Origin of the sequence: Mesorhizobium argentiipisi (SeqCode), assembly GCF_037179585.1 — a bacterium.
Taxonomy (GTDB): domain Bacteria; phylum Pseudomonadota; class Alphaproteobacteria; order Rhizobiales; family Rhizobiaceae; genus Mesorhizobium; species Mesorhizobium argentiipisi.
Genome location: NZ_JAPYKO010000014.1, coordinates 83,145 through 105,885 on the forward strand (window position 1 = coordinate 83,145; position 22,741 = coordinate 105,885).

The 22,741-nt window shown below is 64.1% G+C and carries 24 protein-coding genes, 1 pseudogene and 1 riboswitch; of the genes and pseudogenes, 12 read left to right on the plus strand and 13 right to left on the minus strand.

Annotation, left to right across the window (positions count from 1 at the left end; translation table 11 throughout):
* Window positions 1-25 precede the first annotated feature (25 nt).
* Window positions 26-670, minus strand: coding sequence for a pyridoxamine 5'-phosphate oxidase family protein (locus tag O7A05_RS19810; RefSeq protein WP_337094671.1), 645 nt, complete (start codon window positions 668-670; stop codon window positions 26-28).
* A 101-nt stretch (window positions 671-771) separates the two neighbouring features.
* On the opposite strand from O7A05_RS19810, the gene O7A05_RS19815 reads away from it, so the two are divergent.
* Complete coding sequence (locus O7A05_RS19815; protein ID WP_337094672.1) at window positions 772-1,674, plus strand: LysR family transcriptional regulator; 903 nt, start codon at window positions 772-774, stop codon at window positions 1,672-1,674.
* 81 nt (window positions 1,675-1,755) lie between these two features.
* A complete protein-coding gene (locus tag O7A05_RS19820) occupies window positions 1,756-2,550 on the plus strand; it encodes a lysophospholipid acyltransferase family protein (RefSeq protein WP_337094673.1) in 795 nt (264 codons plus the stop codon).
* Between the two features lie 4 nt (window positions 2,551-2,554).
* On the opposite strand, the gene O7A05_RS19825 is transcribed toward O7A05_RS19820, so the two are convergent.
* From O7A05_RS19825 to O7A05_RS19835, 3 genes are all read right to left on the minus strand, one after another.
* Complete coding sequence (locus tag O7A05_RS19825) at window positions 2,555-3,175, minus strand: LysE family translocator (protein WP_337094674.1); 621 nt, start codon at window positions 3,173-3,175, stop codon at window positions 2,555-2,557.
* Window positions 3,176-3,258: 83 nt separating this feature from the next.
* Complete coding sequence (locus O7A05_RS19830) at window positions 3,259-4,206, minus strand: aldo/keto reductase (protein WP_337094675.1); 948 nt, start codon at window positions 4,204-4,206, stop codon at window positions 3,259-3,261.
* A 116-nt stretch (window positions 4,207-4,322) separates the two neighbouring features.
* The gene (locus tag O7A05_RS19835) at window positions 4,323-4,859 is read right to left on the minus strand and encodes a gamma-glutamylcyclotransferase (RefSeq protein WP_337094676.1); all 537 of its coding nucleotides are present in this window, start codon (window positions 4,857-4,859) and stop codon (window positions 4,323-4,325) included.
* A gap of 118 nt (window positions 4,860-4,977) precedes the next feature.
* Here O7A05_RS19835 and O7A05_RS19840 point away from each other — a divergent pair, with 118 nt between their 5' ends.
* Together O7A05_RS19840 and O7A05_RS19845 are read left to right on the plus strand one after the other, a co-directional pair.
* On the plus strand, window positions 4,978-5,976 hold the full coding sequence (locus O7A05_RS19840) for a DUF2125 domain-containing protein (protein ID WP_337094677.1): 999 nt from the start codon (window positions 4,978-4,980) through the stop codon (window positions 5,974-5,976).
* Between the two features lie 89 nt (window positions 5,977-6,065).
* The gene (locus O7A05_RS19845; RefSeq protein WP_337094759.1) at window positions 6,066-7,010 is read left to right on the plus strand and encodes a sugar kinase; all 945 of its coding nucleotides are present in this window, start codon (window positions 6,066-6,068) and stop codon (window positions 7,008-7,010) included.
* A 120-nt stretch (window positions 7,011-7,130) separates the two neighbouring features.
* Here the strand turns inward: O7A05_RS19845 and O7A05_RS19850 are convergent, their stop codons facing one another.
* Both O7A05_RS19850 and hisC read right to left on the minus strand, forming a co-directional pair.
* The gene (locus O7A05_RS19850; protein ID WP_337094678.1) at window positions 7,131-8,066 is read right to left on the minus strand and encodes a prephenate/arogenate dehydrogenase family protein; all 936 of its coding nucleotides are present in this window, start codon (window positions 8,064-8,066) and stop codon (window positions 7,131-7,133) included.
* A gap of 6 nt (window positions 8,067-8,072) precedes the next feature.
* The gene (hisC, locus tag O7A05_RS19855; protein WP_337094679.1) at window positions 8,073-9,176 is read right to left on the minus strand and encodes a histidinol-phosphate transaminase; all 1,104 of its coding nucleotides are present in this window, start codon (window positions 9,174-9,176) and stop codon (window positions 8,073-8,075) included.
* Window positions 9,177-9,319: 143 nt separating this feature from the next.
* Window positions 9,320-9,397, plus strand: a riboswitch (SAM riboswitch).
* Window positions 9,398-9,493: 96 nt separating this feature from the next.
* Between hisC and metX the strand changes: the two genes are divergently transcribed.
* The 3 genes from metX (at window position 9,494) to O7A05_RS19870 (ending at window position 12,405) form a co-directional block, all read left to right on the plus strand.
* Complete coding sequence (metX, locus tag O7A05_RS19860) at window positions 9,494-10,663, plus strand: homoserine O-acetyltransferase MetX (protein ID WP_224516587.1); 1,170 nt, start codon at window positions 9,494-9,496, stop codon at window positions 10,661-10,663.
* Between the two features lie 79 nt (window positions 10,664-10,742).
* Window positions 10,743-11,357, plus strand: coding sequence for a methionine biosynthesis protein MetW (gene metW, locus O7A05_RS19865; RefSeq protein ID WP_337094680.1), 615 nt, complete (start codon window positions 10,743-10,745; stop codon window positions 11,355-11,357).
* A gap of 52 nt (window positions 11,358-11,409) precedes the next feature.
* Entirely contained in the window at window positions 11,410-12,405 is a 996-nt protein-coding gene (locus O7A05_RS19870; protein ID WP_337094681.1) for a glycosyltransferase family A protein, read from the plus strand.
* Window positions 12,406-12,490: 85 nt separating this feature from the next.
* Here O7A05_RS19870 and O7A05_RS19875 read toward each other — a convergent pair.
* A pseudogene (locus O7A05_RS19875) lies at window positions 12,491-12,774 on the minus strand (DUF1330 domain-containing protein).
* Between the two features lie 330 nt (window positions 12,775-13,104).
* On the opposite strand from O7A05_RS19875, the gene O7A05_RS19880 reads away from it, so the two are divergent.
* Entirely contained in the window at window positions 13,105-14,037 is a 933-nt protein-coding gene (locus O7A05_RS19880) for a glycosyltransferase family 2 protein (RefSeq protein ID WP_337094682.1), read from the plus strand.
* A gap of 16 nt (window positions 14,038-14,053) precedes the next feature.
* Here the strand turns inward: O7A05_RS19880 and O7A05_RS19885 are convergent, their stop codons facing one another.
* The 3 genes from O7A05_RS19885 to O7A05_RS19895 form a co-directional block, all read right to left on the minus strand.
* A complete protein-coding gene (locus O7A05_RS19885) occupies window positions 14,054-14,845 on the minus strand; it encodes a DUF1194 domain-containing protein (protein WP_415927032.1) in 792 nt (263 codons plus the stop codon).
* Window positions 14,846-14,907: 62 nt separating this feature from the next.
* Window positions 14,908-16,737 (minus strand): ABC transporter ATP-binding protein/permease, encoded by a 1,830-nt coding sequence (locus tag O7A05_RS19890; protein WP_337094684.1) that lies wholly within the window; start codon window positions 16,735-16,737, stop codon window positions 14,908-14,910.
* Between the two features lie 114 nt (window positions 16,738-16,851).
* The gene (locus O7A05_RS19895; protein ID WP_337094760.1) at window positions 16,852-17,628 is read right to left on the minus strand and encodes a class I SAM-dependent methyltransferase; all 777 of its coding nucleotides are present in this window, start codon (window positions 17,626-17,628) and stop codon (window positions 16,852-16,854) included.
* A gap of 116 nt (window positions 17,629-17,744) precedes the next feature.
* On the opposite strand from O7A05_RS19895, the gene gloB reads away from it, so the two are divergent.
* On the plus strand, window positions 17,745-18,512 hold the full coding sequence (gloB, locus tag O7A05_RS19900) for a hydroxyacylglutathione hydrolase (protein WP_337094685.1): 768 nt from the start codon (window positions 17,745-17,747) through the stop codon (window positions 18,510-18,512).
* Window positions 18,513-18,571: 59 nt separating this feature from the next.
* Window positions 18,572-19,006 carry a cupin domain-containing protein gene (locus O7A05_RS19905; RefSeq protein ID WP_337094686.1) on the plus strand — a complete coding sequence of 145 codons (435 nt, stop codon included), beginning with the start codon at window positions 18,572-18,574 and terminating at the stop codon, window positions 19,004-19,006.
* On the opposite strand, the gene O7A05_RS19910 is transcribed toward O7A05_RS19905, so the two are convergent.
* From O7A05_RS19910 to O7A05_RS19920, 3 genes are read right to left on the minus strand one after another with little or no spacing between them, the layout of a single operon-like run.
* Window positions 19,003-19,674, minus strand: coding sequence for a lysoplasmalogenase (locus O7A05_RS19910; RefSeq protein WP_337094687.1), 672 nt, complete (start codon window positions 19,672-19,674; stop codon window positions 19,003-19,005). The two genes, O7A05_RS19905 and O7A05_RS19910, sit on opposite strands and share 4 nt — an antisense overlap.
* A complete protein-coding gene (gene yddG, locus O7A05_RS19915) occupies window positions 19,671-20,558 on the minus strand; it encodes an aromatic amino acid exporter YddG (RefSeq protein WP_337094688.1) in 888 nt (295 codons plus the stop codon). Before yddG ends, O7A05_RS19910 begins: the two co-directional genes overlap by 4 nt.
* Before the next feature lie 30 nt (window positions 20,559-20,588).
* Entirely contained in the window at window positions 20,589-21,380 is a 792-nt protein-coding gene (locus O7A05_RS19920) for a DUF3108 domain-containing protein (RefSeq protein WP_337094689.1), read from the minus strand.
* A gap of 258 nt (window positions 21,381-21,638) precedes the next feature.
* On the opposite strand from O7A05_RS19920, the gene rpmB reads away from it, so the two are divergent.
* Both rpmB and O7A05_RS19930 read left to right on the plus strand, forming a co-directional pair.
* A complete protein-coding gene (rpmB, locus tag O7A05_RS19925) occupies window positions 21,639-21,935 on the plus strand; it encodes a 50S ribosomal protein L28 (protein WP_095767449.1) in 297 nt (98 codons plus the stop codon).
* 111 nt (window positions 21,936-22,046) lie between these two features.
* Window positions 22,047-22,727, plus strand: coding sequence for a queuosine precursor transporter (locus O7A05_RS19930; protein WP_337094691.1), 681 nt, complete (start codon window positions 22,047-22,049; stop codon window positions 22,725-22,727).
* The last annotated feature ends 14 nt before the right edge of the window (window positions 22,728-22,741 follow it).

A 22,741-nucleotide genomic window follows, 5' to 3' on the forward strand; every position in this document is an offset into this window, starting at 1 on the left:
GAAGGCTACGGCGAAGGTGCCGAGCCTAACCGCTCACATTTTTCCTGGAATTGCTCCGAGCCGCCGCACTATCGCGCAGGCGGGCAATCTCCTGCTCCAGGCCGGCTATGCGCCGGTCGCGCTCGGCAAGGGCGGCCGCGACGTCCGCCGCTTCGAAACGCTGGGGGATATGCTGCGGGCAATTGGCATCCCAGGCCGTGACCGTGAAGAGGATCGCCTGCTCCGGCCGCGCCTTGTAGTCCGCCGGCATCAGCTTCGCCGTCAGCTCCGGGTCATTCTCGACGACACGCGCTCTGCCCCAGATCTTGATGCGCTGCCTGAGCATGTAATCGATCAGGAACAGGAAGGCCTGGTCGTTATCCTCGAGATTGCCCTGGGTGATGAACTGCCGATTGCCGGAATAATCCGCAAAGCCGATCATGTGCTCGTCGAGCACCTTGAGGAAACCGGCCGGCCCGCCGCGATGCTGGATGTAGGGCTGGCCTTCGGCATTGGCCGTCGCCAGGAACACGCTGGTCTGCGCTTCGATGAAGGCGGCGAGGTCCGGCTCGATTGTTGCCCGCCAGCCGCCGCGCTGCTCGACGCGCGCATAGGAATTACGCGACCCCTTGCGGGATTGGATGGCTTTGACGGTCGGCGTGAAGGCGACGTCGCTGGTGAATTCATACATGCTGGCGCTCCCCGGACAGGATCGCACATCAATTAGACTCTTCCGAAAACCGGATGTAGAGAGCATATTTGCAATCTATCTTTCCATATTTCGGAAGAATAATGGACCGCCTCGACGCTATGTCCCTGTTCGTCGCCACGGCGGAGGCCGGCAGCCTTTCCGCCGCCGCGCGCCGCGCCGGCATCCCGCTGGCGACCGTGAGCCGCAAGCTCTCCGAACTGGAGAAGCACTTGGGGACGCGCCTGCTCAACCGCTCGACGCGGCGGCTGACGCTGACCGATGCCGGCCAGTCATACCTGACCGCCTGCCGTCGCATCCTCGACGAAGTGAGCGAAGCCCAACGCATGGCGGCCGGCGAATATTCGAGCCCGACCGGCGAGCTGGTCATCACGGCGCCGGTCGTCTTCGGCCGCCTGCATGTGCTGCCGGTGATCACCGGCTTTCTCGCCGTCTATCCGCAGGTGGATGTCCGCCTGACTTTGTCGGACCGGATCACCCAACTGGTCGAAGAGCATATCGATCTGGCGGTGCGCATCGGCGAGCTGCCGGATTCGGCCATGGTTGCGATCCGCGTCGGCTCGATCCGCCGCATCGTCTGCGCAAGCCCGGCCTATCTCGCCATGCATGGCACGCCGGAGAAACCGCCGGAGCTGGCGGGCCACAACTGCATCACCTTCGAAGGTCTTGCCGCTCCCGCGACATGGAGTTTCGGAGCGGGCAAGACGGAAACCACGGTCGCGGTCCGCTCGCGCCTGCAGGTCAACACCGCCGAGGCGGCGATCGATGCCGCGATCACCGGGCTTGGCCTGACGAAAGTGCTCTCCTACCAGGCCGATGCCGCCGTGCGCGCCGGCGCGCTGCGGGTGGTGCTGGAGCCGTTCGAGCCGCCGCCCTGGCCGGTGAGCCTTGTCCATGCCGGCCAAGGCCGGCTGCCGGTGAAGCTGCGCGCCTTCCTCGATTTTGCAGCACCGCGCCTGAAGGAACGGCTGGCAGGCTCGTTGTAGGGGCACCGTTCGACCAAGGCGCCGTTTCCTTTTTTGCGCCGCTTGGTGTAACCAACGCACACTTCCTCACGGGCCCTTTGCATGCTCATTATCCGCTCGCTGGCGTTCAACCTCGTCTTCTATCTCAGCCTAGTCGTCCAGATGATCTTCTGGACGCCTTTCTATTTCCTGTCGCCGCGCCACCGCGCCTGGTTCGTGCCGAAATTCTGGTCGCGGACCTCGATGTGGCTCTATGACAAGATCGCCGCGACGAAGAGCGAGATCACCGGTGTCGAGAACCTGCCCGAAGGCTCCTTCATCCTGGCGCCGAAGCATCAGTCTTTCTGGGACGCGATCGCCTTCTTCCCCTATCTCGACGACGCGCTCTACATCCTGAAGCGCGAGCTGACCTGGATCCCGTTCTTCGGCTGGTACATCATGAAGATGCGCATGATCCCGGTCGACCGCGGCAACCGTTCGAAAGCGCTGAAGGCGGTCGTCGTCGCGACCAGGCAGGAGATGAACCGCAATCCGCGCCAGCTCATCATCTACCCCGAAGGCACCCGCCGCCCACCGGGCGCCGAGCCGTCTTACAAATACGGCATCGTGGAGCTCTACACGCAGCTCGGCGTTCCCGTGGTCCCGGTTGCCCATGTTGCCGGTCTCTACTGGCCGCGCCGCAAGTTCCTGCGCTATCCGGGCACCATCAAGGCCCGCTTCTTGCCCGCGATCCCGCCAGGGCTCGGCAAGGAGGAATTCATGCAGCGGCTGATCGGCGAGACCGAGGCCGCCTGCGACCAGATGCTCGTCGAGGCCGCGCAGGCGGCGAACCCGCCGCCCATGCCGCCGACGGCGGTGAAGCGCCTGGCGGAACTCGGCGTAGTCGCGAAAACCTGATCGGCTACCGCAGCGCCGCCAGCAGGGTCGTCAGCACCAGGATGGCGGCAAACACCAGATTGATGATCCGCGAGGCCAGCGGAAGGCGCAGGACGCGCGCGAACGCCGTCCCTGCAAGCAGCCACGCGACGTGTATGGCGGCGATCATCGCGGCGAGCACCAGCAGCCTGGTGGAGACGCCGAGCGTATCGGCCTGCGACGCGGCGCTGGCGAACACGGCGGCGATCGCCACATAGGCTTTGGGGTTGGCGACGGCCAGCATGAAGCCGCCGAGGAAATCGGGCTTCGTCGCCGTGCTCCCGCGCTCCGCCAATGGCGGCGCGGTCGCTATTCTGAAGGCGAGATAAAGGATGTAGGCGGCCGAAAGAATCGCCAGCGCCGGCGCCACTCCCGGCACCGAGGTCAGCATGCCGAAAATCCCGGCCGCCACCGCCAGAAGCACGGCGATCGTGCCGAGCACCACGCCAGACGTGTAACCCAGGGAAGGACGCAGACCGAAAGCCGCGCCGACGGCGGTCACGCTGATCGTCGCCGGTCCCGGACTGCCCATGACGACAGTCGCGGTCACGATGAACGCCAGCACCTGCTGCCAAGACTGTGCCGCGCCCAGAACACCACCAGCCATACCGAACCTCGTCCTGCCGCGATGCGACAGGACTTAGGAGGGATCGCCATGGCCGTCTTGGACGTTCGTGCACAGCGCCCGTCTCAGGCGCTGGCCCGGTCCAATGCCGCGATATCGTCGGCCGAAAGCTTGAGCGACGCGGCGCGTATCAGACTGTCCATCTGGGCCGGCGTGGTGGCGCTGGCGATCGGCGCGGTGACGCCCGGCCGCGCGATGATCCAGGCCAGCGCCACTTCCGCTTGCTTGGCCGAATGGCGTTCGGCCACGGCATCGAGCGCGGAAAGGATGCGCATGCCGCGATCGTTGAGATATTCGGCGACGTCTTCGCCGCGCGCGCTCTGGCCGAGATCGGCCTTGCTGCGGTATTTGCCGCTCAAAAATCCCTTGGCCAGGCTGAAATAGGTGATGACGCCGATATCCTCCGCCTTGCAGAGGTCGAGCAGCGGTCCGTCGAGCGACGAGCGGTCGTACAAATTATATTCGGGCTGCAGCACCTCGTAACGTGGCAGGCTGCGCAGGCTGGCGACGTCGAGCGCGGCGCGCAACTGGCCGGCATCGAGATTGGAGCAGCCGGGATAGCGGATCTTGCCCTTTTCGAGCAGCCGCTGATAGGCGCCGAGCGTTTCCTCGTAAGGCGTGGCCGGGTCCGGCCAGTGCGACAGGTAGAGGTCGATGACATCGACCTGCAGCCGCTTCAGCGACGCCTCGACCGCCTTTTCGATATAGGCAGCCGAGAGGTCGCGTTTGCCCTGGCCCATGTCGGAGCCGACCTTGGTGATGACGGTGACATGATCGCGGTTGCCGCGGCTCTTCATCCAGTTGCCGATGATGGTTTCCGATTCGCCGCCCTTGTTGCCCGGCACCCAGCGCGAATAGGCATCGGCCGTATCGACGGCGTTGAAGCCGGCAGCGACGAACCGGTCGAGCAGGTCGAAGGAGGTCTTCTCGTCGGCGGTCCAGCCGAAGACGTTGCCGCCCAGTACCAGCGGCGCGATGGAAAGGTCGGTGCGACCGAGACGACGTTTCTGCAAGACTGATCTCCGTGGTGCTGGAACGGGCCTGACGCCCAAGGATGGGATGCCGCTAAGCTAGGTCGTGGCCGGACGAGGTCAAAGGCATGGTTTTGTTTTTTGATCGGACCAGCGCTTCACGAAGACGCGACCCGACGGCCCACCTCCTCCAGCCAGTGATCGCGGATGCCGAGCGCCTCGAGGTGCTCGAGCGTGCTCAAGACATAGTCCTCGTTTCGGCCGGATTGGCCGACGGCGCCGCGAACGATCCTTGCCGCATGATCGGCATCGAGGGCGCCGGCATATTGCTCATGCTGGCGGTCGACGATGTAGGCGACCGCCTCGACCGAGCCGCCCTCTCCTTTCCCGTCCTTGCCCAGCCGGACATCGAGCATGCGTTCGAGATAGACGCTGGTCACCAATTCCCGTTCGCGCAGATAGGAAAGCACCTCGTCGCGCAAATTGCCGGGAACACGGTAGGCAAGACCGACGCAGGAGCCGCCCCGGTCGAGGCCGAGCACCAGGCCTGGCCGGGCGCGTGTGCCGCGATGCACGAAGGAATAGACGCAAAGCGAGCGGCGATAGCCGTAGAGCCGGGCGCGGCGCGTCTCGACATGGGCAAATCCGGGCCGCCAGATCAGCGACCCATAGCCAAAAACCCAAAAATCGCCCATATCGCCAAGCCTGATCGCATTCGAGTGAACGACACTGCGCCGCCAAGGTGCTTCTTCTGTCCCCGTTTGTTTGCGTATTGGTAAATGCCCGCTCGGCGGGGTTAACGAGAGCCGCAGCATGACGTCAAGTGACGAGCGATCGCCCAAACTTCGCCGCCGGCTGTTCTGGCTTGTCGGATTCATCCTGGTGCTGTTCGCCATCTACAGCGGCGGCTGGTTCTATCTCGCCGACAGACTCAAGACCGAGGCCGAACAGGCGGTGGCGAGGCTGGGCAGCAAAGGTATCGCCGCCGGCTGCGCCAACCTCACCGTCAGCGGTTATCCGATGAGCTTCACGGTTTCCTGCGACAACATCGCCTATGAGGACGACGCCCGCAAAGTCGCCGCCTCCACCGGAAGTTTCAACGCCGTCGCCGGGATCACCGCACCGCTGTCGCCGGTCGCCGATCTGCGCGGACCGCTGCGGACGATGGCGCCCGGCGTGCCGCCGCTTTGGATCGACTGGGACCAGCTGCAGGCCAATGTCAAAGTGTGGTGGCCGCTGCCGCGGAGTGTCTCGCTGCGGGCCGAAGGCCTGAACGGTCAGACCGATCCGCAAGATGACACGGATCCGATGCAATTGTTCAGCGCCGGCAAGGCGGCCGGCCAGCTGCAGCCGATACGTCAGGATATCAATTACATCGGCAGCTTCGGCGACCTGGAGATCAACGCGGATGCCATCGACGGACGCGTTCTGCCGGCGCTGGACGGCAGTGGCGACGTAACGCTCAAGAACGGCGTGGCGCTGATCGCCGCACCCCCGAAGAGCCTGCGCGGCCAGTCGATCCAGATCGCCAGGCTCGACCTGTCGTCCGGCACGGCCCGCATCACCGTGTCCGGACCGGTCTCCGTAGACGCGGAAGGGCTGGTCAACGGGGACCTGACTATCAAGCTCAACGACCCAAAGGCGGTAGCATCTATCCTTGCCGGCGCGGTTCCCGAGCACAAAAGCGAAATCGAGCAGGGCTTTGCTGCCATTGCCATGCTCGGCAAGGAGCCGTCCTTGCCGCTCAAGATCGTCAAGGGCAAGGCCTCGCTGGGGTTCATCCCGCTCGGCAAGATCAAGCCGGTCGAATAGAGCATGGTCCCGAACCGAAGGTCAGCGTAGCAAAAAGTGGGAACCGGTTTTCGGGTAAGACCATGCCGACTAAGAAGAGCAACACGACAATGGCGAAGCCGGTCAGACTGCTCAGCGTCGGCGCCTTCACCCTCGACACTATCCTTCGCGTCGAGGCGCTGCCAGCGCATCAGGGCAAGTTCATCGCCAGCGACGGCATCCAGATCGCCTCCGGCATGGCGACAAGCGCCGCCTGCGCCGCGCATCGCCTCGGCGCCGAAGTCTCGCTTTGGGCGAGCGCGGGCGACGATCCTGTCGGCGACCAGCTGATCGCCGACATCCAAGCCGAAGGCGTCGACTGCAGCCTTATCCGCCGCGTTCCCGGCGCGCGATCGGCGCTGGCCGCGATCGTGGTCGATGCGCATGGCGAGCGCATCATCGTCCCCTTCTACGACAAAAAGACCCAGGCCGATCCCGAGGCGCTGCCGCTTGCCGATCTCTCCGGCTTCGACGCCGTGCTGGTGGATGTCCGCTGGCCGGGCGCTGCGGCGCTCGCCCTGGGCGCGGCCAGATCGATCGGCCGTCCGGCAATCCTGGACGCCGACACCGCGCCGGTCGAGGTGCTGGAGCGGCTCTTGCCGTTGGCCACGCATATCGTCGCGTCGGAACCGGCGGCGCGCATCGTCTGCGGCCACGCGCTCGATCCTGAAAGCGCCTGCGTCGACCTCGCCTCGCGCACCGACGCCTTTGTCGCGGTGACCGGGGGCGCCGCCGGCACCTGGTGGCATGATCGGGCGACCGGGCGCGTGCGCCATGTCGAGGCGCCGAAGGTCAAGGCGATCGACACGCTCGCCGCCGGCGACGTCTTCCACGGCGCCTTCGCCGTCGGCCTCGCCGAGGCTATGCCAATGGAGGAAGCGTTGCGCTTTGCCAGCGCTGCCGCGGCGCTCAAATGCCTGCGCTTCGGCGGTCGCCTCGGCGCGCCGGATCGGACCGAAACGCTGGCCATGATGGCGGCCCACTGGCCACCAGCCCGAGAAGGCAAAGGGAGCTGAGATTCAGGTCAGGCCGAGTCGAAAATGGTGGGTCCCGAGAACCGGAGCGGAGCGTACTTGAAGTACGTGAGCACCGGAAGCGCAGGGAGCCGCCATTTGCAGACCGGCCTCACCTGAATATCAGTTCCCTTTGGGGTGCTCGACGGCCTGCCGGCCGAAATCCGGCACATCGATGTCCTGGCCGGCCTCGATGATCGAGCGGCGGATGGCACGCGTGCGGGTGAAGAGGTCGAACAGCTTTTCGCCGTCGCCCCAGCGGATCGCCCGCTGCAGCGAGGCCAGATCCTCCGAGAAACGCGCCAGCATCTCCAGGATCGCGTCCTTGTTGTGCAGGCACACGTCCCGCCACATGGTCGGGTCGGAGGCGGCAAGACGGGTGAAGTCGCGGAAACCGGAAGCGGAATATTTGATGACCTCGCTCTTGGTCACCGCTTCCAGATCGTCCGCCGTGCCGACGATATTATAGGCGATGATATGCGGCAGATGCGAAACGATCGCCAGCGTCATGTCATGATGCTGCGGGTCCATCGTGTCGATGTTGGAGCCGCAGCGCCGCCAGAATTCCGAAAGCGTCTCGAGCGCGGCGGGATCGGTGCCCGGCAGCGGCGTGAAGATGCACCAGCGATTCTCGAAGAGATCGGCAAAGCCGGCATCGGGCCCGGACTTTTCCGTGCCGGCCAGCGGATGTCCGGGGATGAAGTGCACGCCTTCCGGCACATGCGGTTCGATCTGCGCGATCACCGAGGCCTTGGTCGAGCCGACATCGGTGAGGACGGCGCCCTTCTTCAGCGCGGGCGCGATCTCGGCCGCGACCTCGCCGGACGAGCCGACCGGAACCGAGACGATAACGAGATCAGCGTCGCGCACGGCATCGCGAGCATCGGTGCTGTAGGAATCGCCAAGGCCAAGCTCCTCGGCGCGCTTGAGCGTCGAAGCGCTGCGCGTCGCGATGGCGATATGGCGCGCCAGGCCCTCGCGGCGGACGACGCGGGCAAGCGACGAGCCGATAAGGCCGATACCGACCAGCGCTATTTTCTCGAACATCGGTGATGTCATGGTGTTCTAGCTTTTCAGGAAGGTCTTCAGCGCGTCGATGACGCCGCGATTGGCTTCCTCGGTGCCGACGCTCATGCGCAGCGCGTTGGGAAAGCCGTAGCCGGTGACGCGGCGCAGGATATAGCCGCGCGCGCTCAGATAATCGTCCGCGGCCGCCGCTGAATGTTTCTTGCTGTCGGGAAAGTGGATCAGCACGAAATTGCCGACGCTGGGCGTGACGCGCAGGCCAAGCCCGGTCAGCTCGGCGCTGAGCCAGGCCAGCCATTTCTCGTTATGCGTCACGCTGCGCTCGATATGGGCGCGGTCGCGGATCGCGGCGATGCCGGCCTCGATCGCGGTCGCGTTGACGTTGAAGGGGCCGCGCACGCGGTTGATCGCATCGACGATGTGCGCCGGCCCATACATCCAGCCGATGCGCGCGCCGCCGAGTCCGAGCTTGGAGAAGGTGCGGGTCATCACCACGTTTTCGGAGCTGCCCGCCAGCTCAATGCCGGCCTCGTAGTCGTTGCGCCGCACATATTCGGCATAGGCGGCGTCGAGCACCAGGAGCACGTTCTTCGGCAATGCCGCGTGCAGCCGGCGCACTTCCTGGAACGGCACGTAGGTGCCGGTCGGATTGTTAGGGTTGGCGAGGAACACGATCCGCGTCGCCGGCGTGACCGCGGCAAGGATCGTATCGATATCGGCGCGCTCGTCGGTTTCCTTGACCGCCACCGGCTTGGCGCCGGCCGCCTGGATGTAGATCTTGTAGACCATGAAGGCGTGTTCAGTGAAAACGGCCTCGTCGCCCGGCGCGAGATAGGTCTGCGCCAAAAGACCAAGGATCTCGTCGGAGCCGTTGGAGCAGATGATGTTGGCCGGGTTCAGCCCATGCACTTCGGCGATCGCCTCGCGCAGCCGGCGGGCGGAGCCGTCCGGATAGACATCGAGCTTAGCCGCCACCTCGCGCGCGGCCTCGATCGCCTTCGGCGAGGGCCCGAGCGGGTTTTCGTTCGACGACAGCTTGTAGACTTTCGTCACGCCGGCCGGCGCGGTGCTTTTTCCCGGCACGTAGGCCTCGATGTCCATGATGCCCGCGCGGGGCGTCGGACGGGGCTGATCCTGCTTCATGTCACAAATCCGTCGAAAGGCCTTCAAGGCCGCAGCGGAAATACAGGCCACGGGCTGGAATGTCGAGTGCCGGCGCCTGCGAGAGAGGCTACCCGAGAGAGGCTACCCGTTGACGAAGCGCAGCGCTGGTCCTAGAAGGGCTGCCAGACTTCCGTGGTGATTTGGCCGGTCGGCTTGCAGCCACGTTAAACAACTCGCTAAAGGGCCGTTTGCAACCTGTAACCGGCTTTGCGACGGCAATGCCGGTTTTTTGTTGTCCGCCGCCGGCCGGACACCGCATCGGGACGAGACCGTTGCGACACAGGATGAGGACGGACATGGCCGCTCAGCGCGCTGCAAGAACCAAGGACGAGGTCGACCATCCGTCGAGCCCGGTGCTGCAGTTCGGCCCCGACAAGCCGCTGAAGCTCGATGCCGGCACGCTGCTCTCGCCTTTCCAGATCGCTTACCAGACCTACGGCACGCTCAACGACGCGCGCTCCAATGCCATCCTCGTCTGCCATGCGCTGACCGGCGACCAGCACGTCGCCAACACCAATCCGGTGACCGGCAAGCCGGGCTGGTGGGAGGTGCTGATCGGCCCTGGCAAGATCATCGACACCAACCGTTTCTTCGTCATCTGCTCCAACGTCGTCGGCGGCTGCCTCGGCTCGACCGGCCCGGCCTCGACCAACCCGGCGACCGGCAAGCCCTACGGGCTCGACCTGCCGATCATCACCATCCGCGACATGGTGCGCGCGCAGGCGATGCTCATCGACCATTTCGGCATCGAGAAGCTGTTTTGCGTGCTTGGCGGCTCGATGGGCGGCATGCAGGTGCTGGAATGGGCCGCAAGCTATCCGGAGCGCGTGTTCTGCGCCCTGCCGATCGCTACTGGCGCCCGCCATTCCTCGCAGAACATCGCCTTCCATGAGGTCGGCCGGCAGGCCGTCATGGCTGATCCCGACTGGCATGGCGGCAAATATCTCGATTTCGGCAAGCGGCCGGAAAAGGGGCTCGCCGTCGCGCGTATGGCCGCCCACATCACCTATCTTTCGGAAGCAGCACTCCACCGCAAGTTCGGCCGCAATTTGCAGGACCGCGAGGCGCTGACTTTCGGCTTCGACGCCGATTTCCAGATCGAGAGCTATCTGCGCCACCAGGGCATGACTTTCGTCGACCGCTTCGACGCCAATTCCTACCTCTATCTGACCCGCGCGATGGATTATTTCGACCTTGCCGCAGATCACGGCGGGCGCCTCGCCGACGCCTTCGCCGGTACCAAGACGCGCTTTTGCCTGGTTTCCTTCACCAGCGACTGGCTGTTTCCGACCGAGGAGAGCCGCTCGATCGTGCATGCCTTGAACGCGGCGGGCGCTTCCGTCTCCTTCGTCGAGATCGAGACCGACCGCGGCCACGACGCCTTTCTGCTCGACGAGCCGGAGCTGTTCGCGGCCATCAACGGCTTCATCGCCTCCGCCGCCCGCGCCAGGGGGCTTAGCGCATGACCCCGAACCGAAGGTCGGCGAACGCAAAAAATTGCACACTTTTCGGGCCGGTATCATGCGTCATGCAGGAGGCGAAGCCGTGAGCGTCAATCGCGCCCAGCGTGTCGACCTCGAAGTCGTCACCGATCTCATCCCGCCCAGTTCGCGCGTCCTCGACGTCGGCTCGGGCGACGGCGTGCTTTTGGAACTGTTGCAGGAGACCAAGCAGGTCGACGGCCGCGGGCTGGAACTGTCGCAGCGCGGAGTCAACGAATGCGTGGCGCGCGGGCTGTCGGTTATCCAAGGCGACGCCGACACGGATCTGAAATTCTACGCCGACAAGGGCTTCGACTTCGTCGTGCTGTCGCAGACGCTGCAGGCGACGCGCAACCCGAAGGTCGTGCTCGACGAGCTGCTTCGGATCGGCAACCGCGCCATCGTCTCCTTCCCCAATTTCGGCCATTGGCGCGTGCGCTTTTCGCTGCTGATCAAGGGCAGGATGCCGGTCACCAAGGACCTGCCCTACTCCTGGTACGACACGCCCAATATCCACTTCTGCACCATCCGCGACTTCGTCAATCTGTGCGAGGAGCTTGGCGCGACCGTCGAAAAGGCGACCGCACTCGACGCAACCGGCCAAAAGATCGGCCTATCGATGCCCTGGTGGTTCTGGAATTTTTTTGGTCAGCAGGCGGTGTTTTTGCTGAAGCGCTGAGGGTGGCTTCGCTCCGATCTGTTTGATAAATCTCGCGCCGGGTGGGTGGAACATGATGGCGGAACGGCGAACCTATTCGGTTGTCCTAGAGATGGAGAATGCCAAATCCATCGACTGGGACGAGATTGGCCTTGGGCTGAAGGCATTGGCGCGCGAAATCGCCCAGGTTTCCGCCAACGGATTTGCCAGGCCGAAGGTCATTGTTTCACATGGCGGCCTCGAAATTGACGCCGTCTCATTGAGAAGCAGCATAGTAACCGAAGCGCCCCAATTGGCGCAGGTTGCCGACCTGGCCTTCGCTGCCTCTCCCGGCGGCAGATACTACGACCTCAAGAACAACGGCATTGCTTCAAGCGAAGGAAACATCCTTGTTTTTCTCGATTCCGATACAGTTCCGGAACGGAACTGGCTCTCAACTCTACTGAAACCCTTCGTCGACCGGCCTGAAACCATCTGTGTGAATGGGCACACCTATCTTTCATACGATGACTTCTTTTCGCGAACCTTCGCATTGATCTGGTTCTTCCCAATGTCCGAGGGAGATAAAAGGTTCGCCTCGAAGCGTGCTATCAACGCCAACAACATCGCTTTCCGGCACGACTGGATATCCAGCCACCCATTTCCACCACACAACGGCTTTAAGGTCTCGTGCACGCTGCTGATGCATCAGCTTTGGAGCGAGGGCCACAAAATAGTCAACGTGGACGCGCGCGTTCACCATTACTCGCCACGCGGCTGGCGCTTCTTCTATTGGCGCGCGCTGGTGACCGGCAGGGATGCCGACAGAAAGTTCGTCGAGCTCCATTCCCCCACCCGCGTCCAGCGGATCGTCAAGTCGCTCAGCCGCTGGGGAACCATGTCGTGGCGCACGATACGACGCGTCATAAGTCATGCGCCGAGAACGGGTATGCCGCTTTGGCAAATCCCGTTTTCGCTGGTGGTCGGCCTTGCATTCTACACTCTGGCGTTTTTTGGCCATTTCGGCCTGGCCGCCGGCTTCGTTCGCGATGAGATCGAAACCGTGCCCGCCTATGTCGGGCACAGCTAGGGCAATTTCAGCAGAAGCGTGTAATCCGGAATTGCGCAGAAAAAACTCTGCCGATTTCCAGCTCAGGACACAGGCGCTGTTTCTGCTAGCCAAGCACATCCGTAGCCTTGTGCGGATGCTCGACGCCGTCGACGAAAGGATCGCCTGATAGGCCGGCGAATTGTACCAATCCCGCACATGCTGCCTGTCGGGGAATTCGATGACGATTAGGTGCCCCGGCCAGTTGTTCTCGACAAGCTCGACATCGCCGCCATGGACAATGAAACGCCCGCCGAATGGCATCAGCGTGGCGTCTATCTTCTCGAGATACTCGATCATCCAGGGACCCGGCGTGACTTGGCGCATATGGGCAACGGCGTAAGCGGTCATGGTCCTGCTCCTTGATGGATCCAAGCCGATCCCCCGGCTTCGTGGGATCACCATGCGGGAACCAGATAGTTCGGTCGATTACCTCGGACGTCATCGGGATAAGCCGTCGCTTGGACCCCTGTTGCCGCACCCTCCAATCAACGGAGCGGCCGATTGTGTTGCCATCAGATTGCAATGTTGCGGAAAAGCCACCAGTTTCGGAATTTCTCGGCCGGCTTGGCGTGACACAAAGGTGGCTTTTTTGTAATGTTGGCCGCAAGTCAAAGGTGGGACACGAAGATAGCCATCAGACCCATCCGACACACGCCAGATCCGACCGGTGGTGGCAGCATGATATCGCGCCAGGATGTTCCGCTGATCTCGGTGATCACGCCGACCCACAACCGGCGCAGTCAGGTCGTGCGGGCGGTGGAAAGCGTTCTGGCGCAGACATTTACCCGCTTCGAGCACATCGTGGTCGACGACGGTTCGACCGACGGGACGGCCGCCGCGCTCGCCGAGATCCGCGATCCGAGGCTGATTTATGTCGGCGCGAAATGGCGCGGCGCCAATGCCGCGCGCAATGCAGGCATAGAGCGGGCGCGGGCGCCGGTCGTGACGTTCCTCGATTCGGACGATGTCTACCTGCCCGACCGGCTGGAACGGACGCTAGCACGCTTCGACGGGAAACCCTCGCTCGAAGTCCTCATCAGCTCGTTCATATCGCTGAAAGGCGGCCGCAGCACCAAATGCATCAATCGCGGCGCCTTCCTCGACAAGAGCACGCTGCAGCGCGCCCTGGTCTCGCAGACCATCTTCATTGCCGGATCGGCGATCACGGCAAGGCACGAGTCGCTGCTCGCGATCGGCGGCTACGACAGCGACATCACGCGCATGCAGGATCGCGAATTGCTGCTGCGCTTTGCCCAACGCGGCGGCGCCTTGCTGTCCGAAGACATCGACTGGAAGAAGTACAATTCGGAGAATTCGATATCCGGCCGCCGCGACGGCTATGTCCAGGCCTACGCCAGTCTGATCGACAAGCATCCTTACATCGCCGACCGCTATCCTGACGTTCCGCCTTACATGATTGCGCGCCAGATCATCGCCGATATCCTCAAGGGCAGGTTTCCGCAGGCGTTTTCGGGCTATCACGCCAACCGGTCGTCCAAGTCGCTCGGCTACACGCCGGCCGAACTCTTGCGCGGCTATGTCGTTGGCCGCCGCTGGCGGCGCGACTGCTACGACGAGTTCCGCGCCAAATACGGGGCCCGGGCGGTCTGAGAGAACCGCAAGACGGCTATCTGTCGAGTTCCGGAAAATACGGATCGGAAAACCGCTGCCGCAGGCGCTCGCCCAACAGGCAATCGACGGGCGCCGCGTCCTCGACGTGGAAGGATCTGGCGTTTGTCAGGCCGCTGACTTCCTGGACCAGCTTGTGGCGGACGGCGGTCGAGAATTCCGACGCCGCGTAGATCGGCAGCACGAACGAACCGGCTCCTCCGGTCACGCAGTTGGCGTAGTAGCGGTCGAGACGGCCGACACTCGGCGACGGACTGATGAGTATAGGCAGGCCGTTGATGACGACACCCCTGGCGACGGCAGCGTCACGGACTGCGGTGACCGGCAGTCCGGTATTGTTGGGCCCGTCTCCCGATATGTCGATGACGTGGCGTGGCGCCGAAAAGCCGGTTCTCTCCAGGAGCCCGGCACCGAAGCCGAGGGCGCCTGAAATCGAAGTGCCGCGGAAGCTGCGGAACGGCCGCGCGGCGATCTTGTCGGCGAAGGCGTTGGCGCTGTCCTCGCCGTCGATAATCTGCCAGGCAATGGCCCCGTCCTCGCGCACGACGCCCGCCCATTCGAAATAGGCGAGCGCAATGCGGCCATTTGGACCCGAGCGTACAGCGTTGATGAAGTCGGGGTGGCGCAGCGCTTCGACATAGCCGGTGCGCTGCAGCGCAAGTTCACGCTCGTCCATCGACTGCGAGATGTCGACGGCAAGCACGAGTTCCACGTCCACCGGCGCGCCTTTGCCCGGTATAGGCAATGGCGCCGCCTCGGCGCAGGCAAGGCACACAAGCAGGCCGAGCATCGCAAGCATGGCGGCCTCGAACGAACCGGCGAATTTTCCCGGCGATCACGGCGAAAATAAAGCTATTTCTTCCTGTGACGGGCAGCGATGGGTGGTGGCTCGATCGCGCCGGCGCGGACACGGGCCGGCTTCAAAGCCGGCGCGCCGGTATCCTTGACGATGTTCAGCGAGCGCGGAAAAAACTGATTGTTGTGCTGACCGCGCCCGATATTGACGATCGCGGTTTCGGGCAGACGCTTCTGCAGCATAGCCAGCACGCGCCGCAGGGTCGGGCCGTCGAACGCGTCGAGGGCTTCGTCGATGATCACCCATTTCGGCTTGCGCAAAGCGAGCCTGGCGAAAGCCAGCGCACGTTGTTCGTCATCACCGAGCTCACGTTCCCACCGCCCGGGATGGTCGAGGGCCGTTGCCAGGTGATCGAGACCGACCTCCTCGAGCACCGCCGCGATCTCGGCATCGTTGGCCGGGGCCTCGCCGTTCGGATGGTCGAGGACCTCGCGCAACGTGCCGGCCGGGAAGTACGGCACGCGGGGGACGAAGATGGGGGTCTCGCCGGCCGGCAGGCCGATCCGGCCGCTCCCCCACGGCCACAGGCCGGCAATGGCGCGGAAGAACAATGTCTTGCCGGCGCCCGGCTCGCCGGTGATCATGACACGCTCTCCGGCGTGGATTTCGACTTCCGTCTGGGCAAGCTTCGTGCAGCCTTCCGGCGAAGCCACTTCAAGGCTGTCGAAGGTCAGGCTGCCATCGGAGTTTTCGACGAACTGGATGCGTTTTTCCTTGTGGTGCAGCGCATCGGTTTCGGTGAGCGCGATGCGAAAATCGGCGACGCGCATTAGCGTCGCGCGCCAGTCCGCGATGCTGCCTATATTATTGATGAACCAGCGGAGCGACGAATGGACCTGGTTGAAGGCGCCGACCGCCATCATCAGCCCGCCGAATGAGATGTCGCCTGAGAAATAGACCGGCGAAGCCACTAGGATGGGCGCCACGACCGTTATCCAGCCATAGGTGTCGGTCACCCAGGACAGGTTGATCTGCGCGGTAAAGATCCGCCGCATGGCGCCCAGCACCGTGCCGAGGTCAAGCTCCAGCCGGCGCCGGGCGTCGGGCTCGCCATGGTAGAGCGCGATCGCGTCGACATTCTCGTTGACCCGCACCATGGAGGAGCGCAGTTCCGCTTCGCGGGTATAGCGCTCGCTGTTGAGGCCGATCAGCGGACGCCCGACCAGCCAGCTCAGCCAGGAGGCGATGCCGGCATAGAGGAAGGCCGCCCAGACCATATAGCCCGGTATCGCTAGTGAATAGCCGCCGATGTGGAACACGAAGCCGGAAGACAGCTCCCACAGCACGCCGATGAAGGAGACAAGCAGGATGAAGGACTGCAGCAGGCCGACGCCGAGATCCGTCGACAGATCCGACAAGTGAGCGGCATCCTGCTGCATGCGCTGGTCGGGATTGACGCCGATGGCGCCGGCATTGGCCAGCCGGAAGGCCCGCGCCGGGCGCATCCATTGATCGATCAGGTCGAGCGTCAGCGCCTCGCGCAGCCTCAGACGGATCATCTGGTTGAGCCAGGTCTGGCCGATATTCAGCACCAGAAGGCCGCCGGCGATCATCGCGAAGACCAGAAGCTGGTGCAGGAAGGCCGTCATGTCGCGCCGGGCCAGCGCATCGTAGAAAGGCTGGTTCCAGCGATTGAGCAGGACCTGTCCGATCGAAGTTGCGACGATGACCGCGACAATACCGATGGAGACCCAGGCAAGTTGCCTGCGCACCGGCGAGGATTCCAGCCCCAGCTTTATCGTCGCCAGCTGGTCGGCGAGGCTGCTCGCCTCCACCGAGACAACGGGTTTCTGCCGCCCCGGCTTTTTATCGGTCTGGTGGTCCATGAAGGATATTCCTGGTTTCCGCTGCGGTCATGAACGCCGCGCCGAGCGAGCATGCCTTAGCTCGGGCATGCCTCAGATAGGGTGACGATTGCCGCGCGATGCAAGGCGCGGCGATCACGAACGCGTCACTTGGCCAGGCGCGCCGTTTGTCGCATGCCGGCCAAGCCGTGTTGCCCCCTGCGGCGAGAAGACCGGCACGAAGACGCGCCGAGAGGCGCGCTGCACCACCGGTACGCCCTGATAGAGCCGCTTTTGCGCCTCGACGACGATGACGCCGGAAAAGATCGGCCAGAACCGCCGGCCAGCCTTTTCAAGCACATTGTGGAACCGCATCAGGAAACGCCGCGGCGACGGCGGGAAGAATAGCGCATCGCTCCACGTCGCCGGGGTGAAGTTCGCCTCGCGCAGCAATTCGGTCAATTGGCCGCGCGAGAACGGCCGGCCGTTACCGAAGGGCGTGTGCTCGAAGCGCGCCCACACGCCGCGCCGGTTGGGCACGACGATGACGACCCTGCCCGCCGGCGACAGCACGCGCCAGATCTCGTTCAGCGTCTCGCGCGGATTTTCGGCATGTTCGAGCGAGTGCACCAGAAGCATGCGGTCGATGCAGGAATCGACCAGCGGCAGCTCCTCGTCGAAGACCAGCGCCGTGGCCGCCGGCCCCGATGCCGGCCACACCACCGCGCCCTGCGTAGCCGGCATGAAGGCGAAGACGCGCTCGGCATCGGTGCCGAAGCGCTCCAGCCACGGCAGCGTATAGCCGAGGCCGACCAGCCGCTCGTTGGGGACTGTTGCCCATATGGACGACAGCGCCATGGTGATCGAATGCTCGGTCAGGCGGCCGAGCGTGGACGAGTAGAAGGAGCGCAGATCGACGATATCCGAATGCATGCGCGGGACGGTAGCTGTGAAGCCCGCCAAGTTCAACAAAGGCGCCCAGTTCAACAAACGCGGATGACATCGGCCGCCGCTCGCCCTATGTCTGCCACGACAAATGGAGACATGCGATGCCGGTCGAAATCGAGCAGTTCATGTGCCGCACCGACAATTTCGGCGTGCTGGTCCACGATCCGAAAAGCGGCGAGACGGCAATCATCGATGCGCCGGAAGAGGCGCCGATTCTGGCGGCGATCAAGCGCACCGGTTGGACGCCGACTTTGATCCTCACCACGCACCACCACGCAGATCATGTCGAAGCCAATCTGGCGCTGAAGGAGCGCTTCAAATTGCGTATCGTCGGCCCGGAAGCCGAAAAGGCGAAGATCCCCGGCATCGACGAGACGGTCAGCCAGGGCTCGGTCGTGCGCCTTGGCGAAGAACGAATCGAGGTCATCGAGACGCCCGGCCATACCGCCGGCCACGTCTCCTATTATCTGCCTGCCTCGAAAGTGGCCTTCACCGCCGACACGCTGTTTGCGTTGGGTTGCGGCCGCCTGTTCGAGTGCAAGCCGCCGGTCATGTATGACTCTTTGAAGAAGCTGGCGGCGCTGCCGGCCGAAACCGCCATCTATTGCGGCCACGAATACACTTTGGCCAATGCCCGCTTCGCGGTGACGGTCGACCCGACCAACTCGGCGCTGAAGCAGCGCGCGGCGAGGATCGAAGCGCTGCGCGCCGACAACAAGCCGACATTGCCGACGACCATCGGAGAGGAATTGTCGACCAACCCGTTCCTGCGTTGGCACGACCCGGCGATCCGCAAGCATCTCGGCATGGAGAAAGCCTCGGACGCGGAGGTGTTCGCCGAGATCCGCAAGCGCAAGGACAATTTTTGACGCATGTCGCTCAAAAGTGCGCAGCGGTTTTGGACATGCCATCAAGACAAAGAATGCGAATGACCACCAGCGCCGCCGAGATCATCGCAACGCTAGGCCTTCACCCGCATCCCGAGGGCGGCTGGTACGCCGAGACGTTTCGTGACGCCGCGGGCGGCTCGCGCGGTCATTCGACCGCGATCTATTTTCTACTCGAGCAGGGCCAGCTTTCGGCCTGGCATCGGGTGAAGGACGCGGCCGAGGTCTGGCATTTTTATGCCGGCGCGCCGCTGGCGCTGTCGATGCATGAGGAAGGCGCGGGCGACGTCATCGAGCAGGTGCTGGGCACGGCCCTTGCCGCCGGCGAGCGGCCGCAGATCGTCGTGCCGGCCGGCTGGTGGCAATCGACGCGCAGCCTCGGCGAATGGACGCTGGTCGGCTGCACCGTGGCGCCGGGCTTCGATTTCGCCGCTTTTGAGCTGGCCGAGCCGGGCTGGCAGCCGAAAATCGCTTAACTGACCAAAAAACCTAGCGTGATCGCCAGCTGGGCGGCGTAATAAAGCACCCAGACGGCGTAGCGCATCCACAGGCGATGCGGCGAGATCGCCGCGAGCAGGAAGCGCTCGGTTGCCAGCAGCCCGTCCGAGGCGATGAACAGCACCGCGCCGGCGATCACCCAGCGGTCGCTCGTGGTGAGCGCCGAAACGCCCATGGCCAGGATGGCCGCGACATAGACGACCACGGGCGCGCGCAGTTGCGGGCCGACGCGGCGCCAGAGCACGGTAAGCATGACGAAGCTGAATGCGGCCATGGCCAAAGCCATCGCGCCGCGCCAGGATTCGGCGCTTAACAGGCTGAGCCCGACACCTGCCTGCGCGAACAGCGCGACATAGGCGATGTGGCCGGCGAGAAAGCTCGCCAGCCCGCCGAGAAAGGCCTTTTCGCCATCGCGCGACAGAAAGGCGTCGCCCGCCGCGCTGAGTGCCAGCGCCGCGACGAGCAGCAGCGGACCGCCCTGCATGGCGGCAAGCACGGCCAGCAAAGCCACGGCAAGCGTCTTTGCCGCCGTGCGTGTCCATTTCGGCGGCATGTCGAGCGCAAAGGCGTAGATCACGGCCGCGACGAACGAGAACAAAAGCGTCGCGTTGGCGTTGGCCTCGACGCCGCCTGGAAACGGCATCATGCGTTGACCTCTTTCGCCGCCGGCTTGCGGATCAGCAGCGACTTCGCCGCGAGCGCAGCGCCACCGGTGATGAGCACGCAGGCAGCGAGGATGCGCAGCGACGGCTCGGCGACGCCGGCAGCGATCAGCACCAGCGTCGACAGAAGCGGCGCGGCATAGCTCGCCGCGCCCAGCACCTGGATGTTGCCGCGCTTGACGCCGATGTCCCAGGCGTAGAAGGCCGCGCCGACCGGCATCAGGCCGAGCCCGATGACGGCCAGCCACTGTCCAGGACCATCCGGCAGCACCGTCTTCTCAAGCAGCAGGTGGCAGACCAGCGACAGCACCGACGTCGCGGCGCAGAACCAGGTTACGATCGAGGTCGGCACCGATGGGAAGCGCCGTGACAAGAGCGAATAGGACGACCACAACAGCGCGCAGACGGCGGCCATCGCGTAGCCGAAGGCGTAACGCGGGTCGAAGGCCAGCCCGCCGCCCTTGGTGACGATCAGGAACGTGCCGGCAAGGCCGAGCAGCGCGCCGACGACATGGTTCCAGGCAAGCCGCTCGCCCGGCATCAGCGCCGAGCCGAGCACGATCAGCAGCGGCCACAGATAGGCGATCAGGCTCGCCTCGACAGCCGGCGCGTTGCGCAGCGCCGTGAAGTAGAAGAAATGATAGCCGAACAGCCCAGCTATGCCGATCACCCAGACCTGTGGCGGGATCTTCTGGTTTCTGTCGGCGGCCGGCATCACCAGCCGGGCGGCGAGCCCGACGCAGGTGCCGATAGCGAAGGTGATGGCCGAAAGCAGGAAAGGCGGCACCTGGCCCGAGGCGTCGGTGAGCAGCGCCAGCAACGCCCACATGGCGACCGCCGAAAACCCGATCAGTGTTGCGCGCCCCATATTTCCCCCGCCGGCGCGGTGGCGCCTGACCTAATTTACCGCCTCGAACCGTCCCGCGCTGATGGTCAGTGGACCGATCTGGGTCCCGACCGTGGCGCGGATTGGCGCATATACGCCGGATTGGCCGAGCGGTGCAAACGTCACCAGCATGCGGCTCTTGTTCTTGAGGAAATTCAACGCCTTGCGGCCCTTGCGATAACCCGCCACCGGCTCGAAGCCCATTTTGCAGGTCACCGTATCACCCTTGTAGCCGGGCACCGAGATCGAACCCTTGGACGCATAGGTCAAGGTCAGGTCGGCGCGCATCTCGCCGTCATAGAATTTGACCGTGCGCCCGCAGACCTTGTCCAGGCTGTCGGCATGGATGACGGTCGCGGCCATAGGATCGAGCACCGATTTCAGGTCTCCAGCTCCGATCGGCACCCAGTTCTTGGGGTCGCGCTTCTTTGGCGCGGGAATGACTTGCGTGGAGGTGACCGTCCCGTTGCTGAAGCGGATGTCGACCACCGAGGCTTTCTTGCCGGACGTATAATCGGCCCTGAATGCCCGCGGCTGCATCTGCTTGCCGGAAATGGTGCCTTTCGAGGAAATCGTGCCTTTCGTGTCGTCGAACAGCTTGCCGAGGCCGGCGGCCGAGACAGTGCCGTCGATGGCATAGCTGTTGCCCTCATAATGGCTGGAGAACGTCGCCCTGGCGATCGAAAGGCCGAGATAGGATACCGTATACTCGCCCTTGAAGGACTGCGGCGCCGCGGCGGCGAAGCTCGTTGCCGGCACGGCAAGGGCAAGCAGGGCGGCGAATGCATGAGATGGACGGAGCATGGCGGCTGGCGAATCCCTGGCGGTGCGGCCGGAACGCAACGGCTCCAGCCTGGCATATCCCTTCGCGAAGGGCTTATAGTGCGAAATCCGGCCTTTATATGGAGCGAGGATGACGCCTGGCTACGTCCCGGAGCTTGACGCAGTGGTGAAATGCCACTATGCAACGCCAACTTTTCCAAAGGCCGCCTGACCGACACCGCGCGCCGCCTGGCGCGGGCAGAATGGTTTGGCAGGTTTAGAAACTGAAGGTTAGACAAGATGTCCCGCACCTGCGAACTCACTGCCAAGGCAGTCCAGACTGGCAACAATGTGAGCCACGCCAACAACAAGACCAAGCGTCGCTTCCTGCCGAACCTGGTCAATGTGACGCTGATTTCCGAAGCGCTGAACCAGAACGTTCGCCTGCGCATTTCGGCCAACGCGCTGCGTTCGGTCGAGCATCGCGGCGGCCTCGACGCCTTCCTGGCCAAGGCCGACGTCAAGGAACTGTCGCAGCGCGCGCGCCTGCTCAAGAAGCAGATCGCCAAGAAGCTTGCCGAGCAGTCGGCCGCTTAAAGCAGCTTTCAGGCGGGGGACGACCGCCTCGGGCACCGGCCAGACCGGTGCTCGGAATGTGAGCGAGCGTCGGCATGACGCTCCGCTGGTTCCATTACCCAGGATAAAAAAATGAATTTCCTGACGCGATATTTGCCCTTCGTGGCCGCCATGGCGCTCGTCGTCGTGGCGTCGAACATCCTCGTGCAGTTCCCGATGCAGGGCGAGATCGGCGGCCTGTCGCTGGCCGACCTGCTCACCTGGGGCGCCTTCACCTATCCTTTCTCCTTCCTGATCACCGACCTTGCCAACCGCCGCTATGGCCCGGCCGTGGCGCGTAAGGTGGTGTTCGTCGGCTTCATGACGGCGGTGACCTGCTCGATCCTGATCCCTCCCTTCCTGTTCCGCCATGGCCTGATCGAGTTCGAGACCGCCGCCGACCGGCTGGTGCGCATCGCCGCCGCTTCCGGCGCTGCATTCCTCACCGCGCAATTGCTGGACGTCACCGTCTTCAACCGCCTGCGCCGGCAGAGCTGGTGGCGCGCGCCGATCCTCGGCACGCTGGTCGGTTCGGTGTTCGACACGATCGTCTTCTTCGGCGTCGCCTTCTCCGCGGCCTTCGCCTTTGCCGGTCCCAATGACGGCTTTGCGCTGGAGACCGCACCGCTGATGGGCGTGCTGCCGGTCGAGACGATGCGCTGGGTTTCCTGGGCGCTCGGCGATCTTTCGGTCAAGCTGATCATCGCGGTCGTGGCGCTGATCCCCTACCGGCTGCTCGCCGCGCGCTGGAGCCAGCCGGCGGTCGCGTTCTAGGCCATGAACCCAGC

Coding starts and splice junctions, on each gene's coding strand:
- O7A05_RS19810 (WP_337094671.1), bottom strand. CDS start 670: ATGTATGAATTCACCAGCGACGTCGCCTTCACGCCGACCGTCAAAGCC.
- O7A05_RS19815 (WP_337094672.1), top strand. CDS start 772: ATGGACCGCCTCGACGCTATGTCCCTGTTCGTCGCCACGGCGGAGGCC.
- O7A05_RS19820 (WP_337094673.1), top strand. CDS start 1,756: ATGCTCATTATCCGCTCGCTGGCGTTCAACCTCGTCTTCTATCTCAGC.
- O7A05_RS19825 (WP_337094674.1), bottom strand. CDS start 3,175: ATGGCTGGTGGTGTTCTGGGCGCGGCACAGTCTTGGCAGCAGGTGCTG.
- O7A05_RS19835 (WP_337094676.1), bottom strand. CDS start 4,859: ATGGGCGATTTTTGGGTTTTTGGCTATGGGTCGCTGATCTGGCGGCCC.
- O7A05_RS19840 (WP_337094677.1), top strand. CDS start 4,978: ATGACGTCAAGTGACGAGCGATCGCCCAAACTTCGCCGCCGGCTGTTC.
- O7A05_RS19845 (WP_337094759.1), top strand. CDS start 6,066: ATGGCGAAGCCGGTCAGACTGCTCAGCGTCGGCGCCTTCACCCTCGAC.
- O7A05_RS19850 (WP_337094678.1), bottom strand. CDS start 8,066: ATGACATCACCGATGTTCGAGAAAATAGCGCTGGTCGGTATCGGCCTT.
- hisC (WP_337094679.1), bottom strand. CDS start 9,176: ATGAAGCAGGATCAGCCCCGTCCGACGCCCCGCGCGGGCATCATGGAC.
- metX (WP_224516587.1), top strand. CDS start 9,494: ATGGCCGCTCAGCGCGCTGCAAGAACCAAGGACGAGGTCGACCATCCG.
- O7A05_RS19870 (WP_337094681.1), top strand. CDS start 11,410: ATGATGGCGGAACGGCGAACCTATTCGGTTGTCCTAGAGATGGAGAAT.
- O7A05_RS19880 (WP_337094682.1), top strand. CDS start 13,105: ATGATATCGCGCCAGGATGTTCCGCTGATCTCGGTGATCACGCCGACC.
- O7A05_RS19885 (WP_415927032.1), bottom strand. CDS start 14,845: ATGCTCGGCCTGCTTGTGTGCCTTGCCTGCGCCGAGGCGGCGCCATTG.
- O7A05_RS19890 (WP_337094684.1), bottom strand. CDS start 16,737: ATGGACCACCAGACCGATAAAAAGCCGGGGCGGCAGAAACCCGTTGTC.
- O7A05_RS19895 (WP_337094760.1), bottom strand. CDS start 17,628: ATGCATTCGGATATCGTCGATCTGCGCTCCTTCTACTCGTCCACGCTC.
- gloB (WP_337094685.1), top strand. CDS start 17,745: ATGCCGGTCGAAATCGAGCAGTTCATGTGCCGCACCGACAATTTCGGC.
- O7A05_RS19905 (WP_337094686.1), top strand. CDS start 18,572: ATGACCACCAGCGCCGCCGAGATCATCGCAACGCTAGGCCTTCACCCG.
- O7A05_RS19910 (WP_337094687.1), bottom strand. CDS start 19,674: ATGATGCCGTTTCCAGGCGGCGTCGAGGCCAACGCCAACGCGACGCTT.
- yddG (WP_337094688.1), bottom strand. CDS start 20,558: ATGGGGCGCGCAACACTGATCGGGTTTTCGGCGGTCGCCATGTGGGCG.
- O7A05_RS19920 (WP_337094689.1), bottom strand. CDS start 21,380: ATGCTCCGTCCATCTCATGCATTCGCCGCCCTGCTTGCCCTTGCCGTG.
- rpmB (WP_095767449.1), top strand. CDS start 21,639: ATGTCCCGCACCTGCGAACTCACTGCCAAGGCAGTCCAGACTGGCAAC.
- O7A05_RS19930 (WP_337094691.1), top strand. CDS start 22,047: ATGAATTTCCTGACGCGATATTTGCCCTTCGTGGCCGCCATGGCGCTC.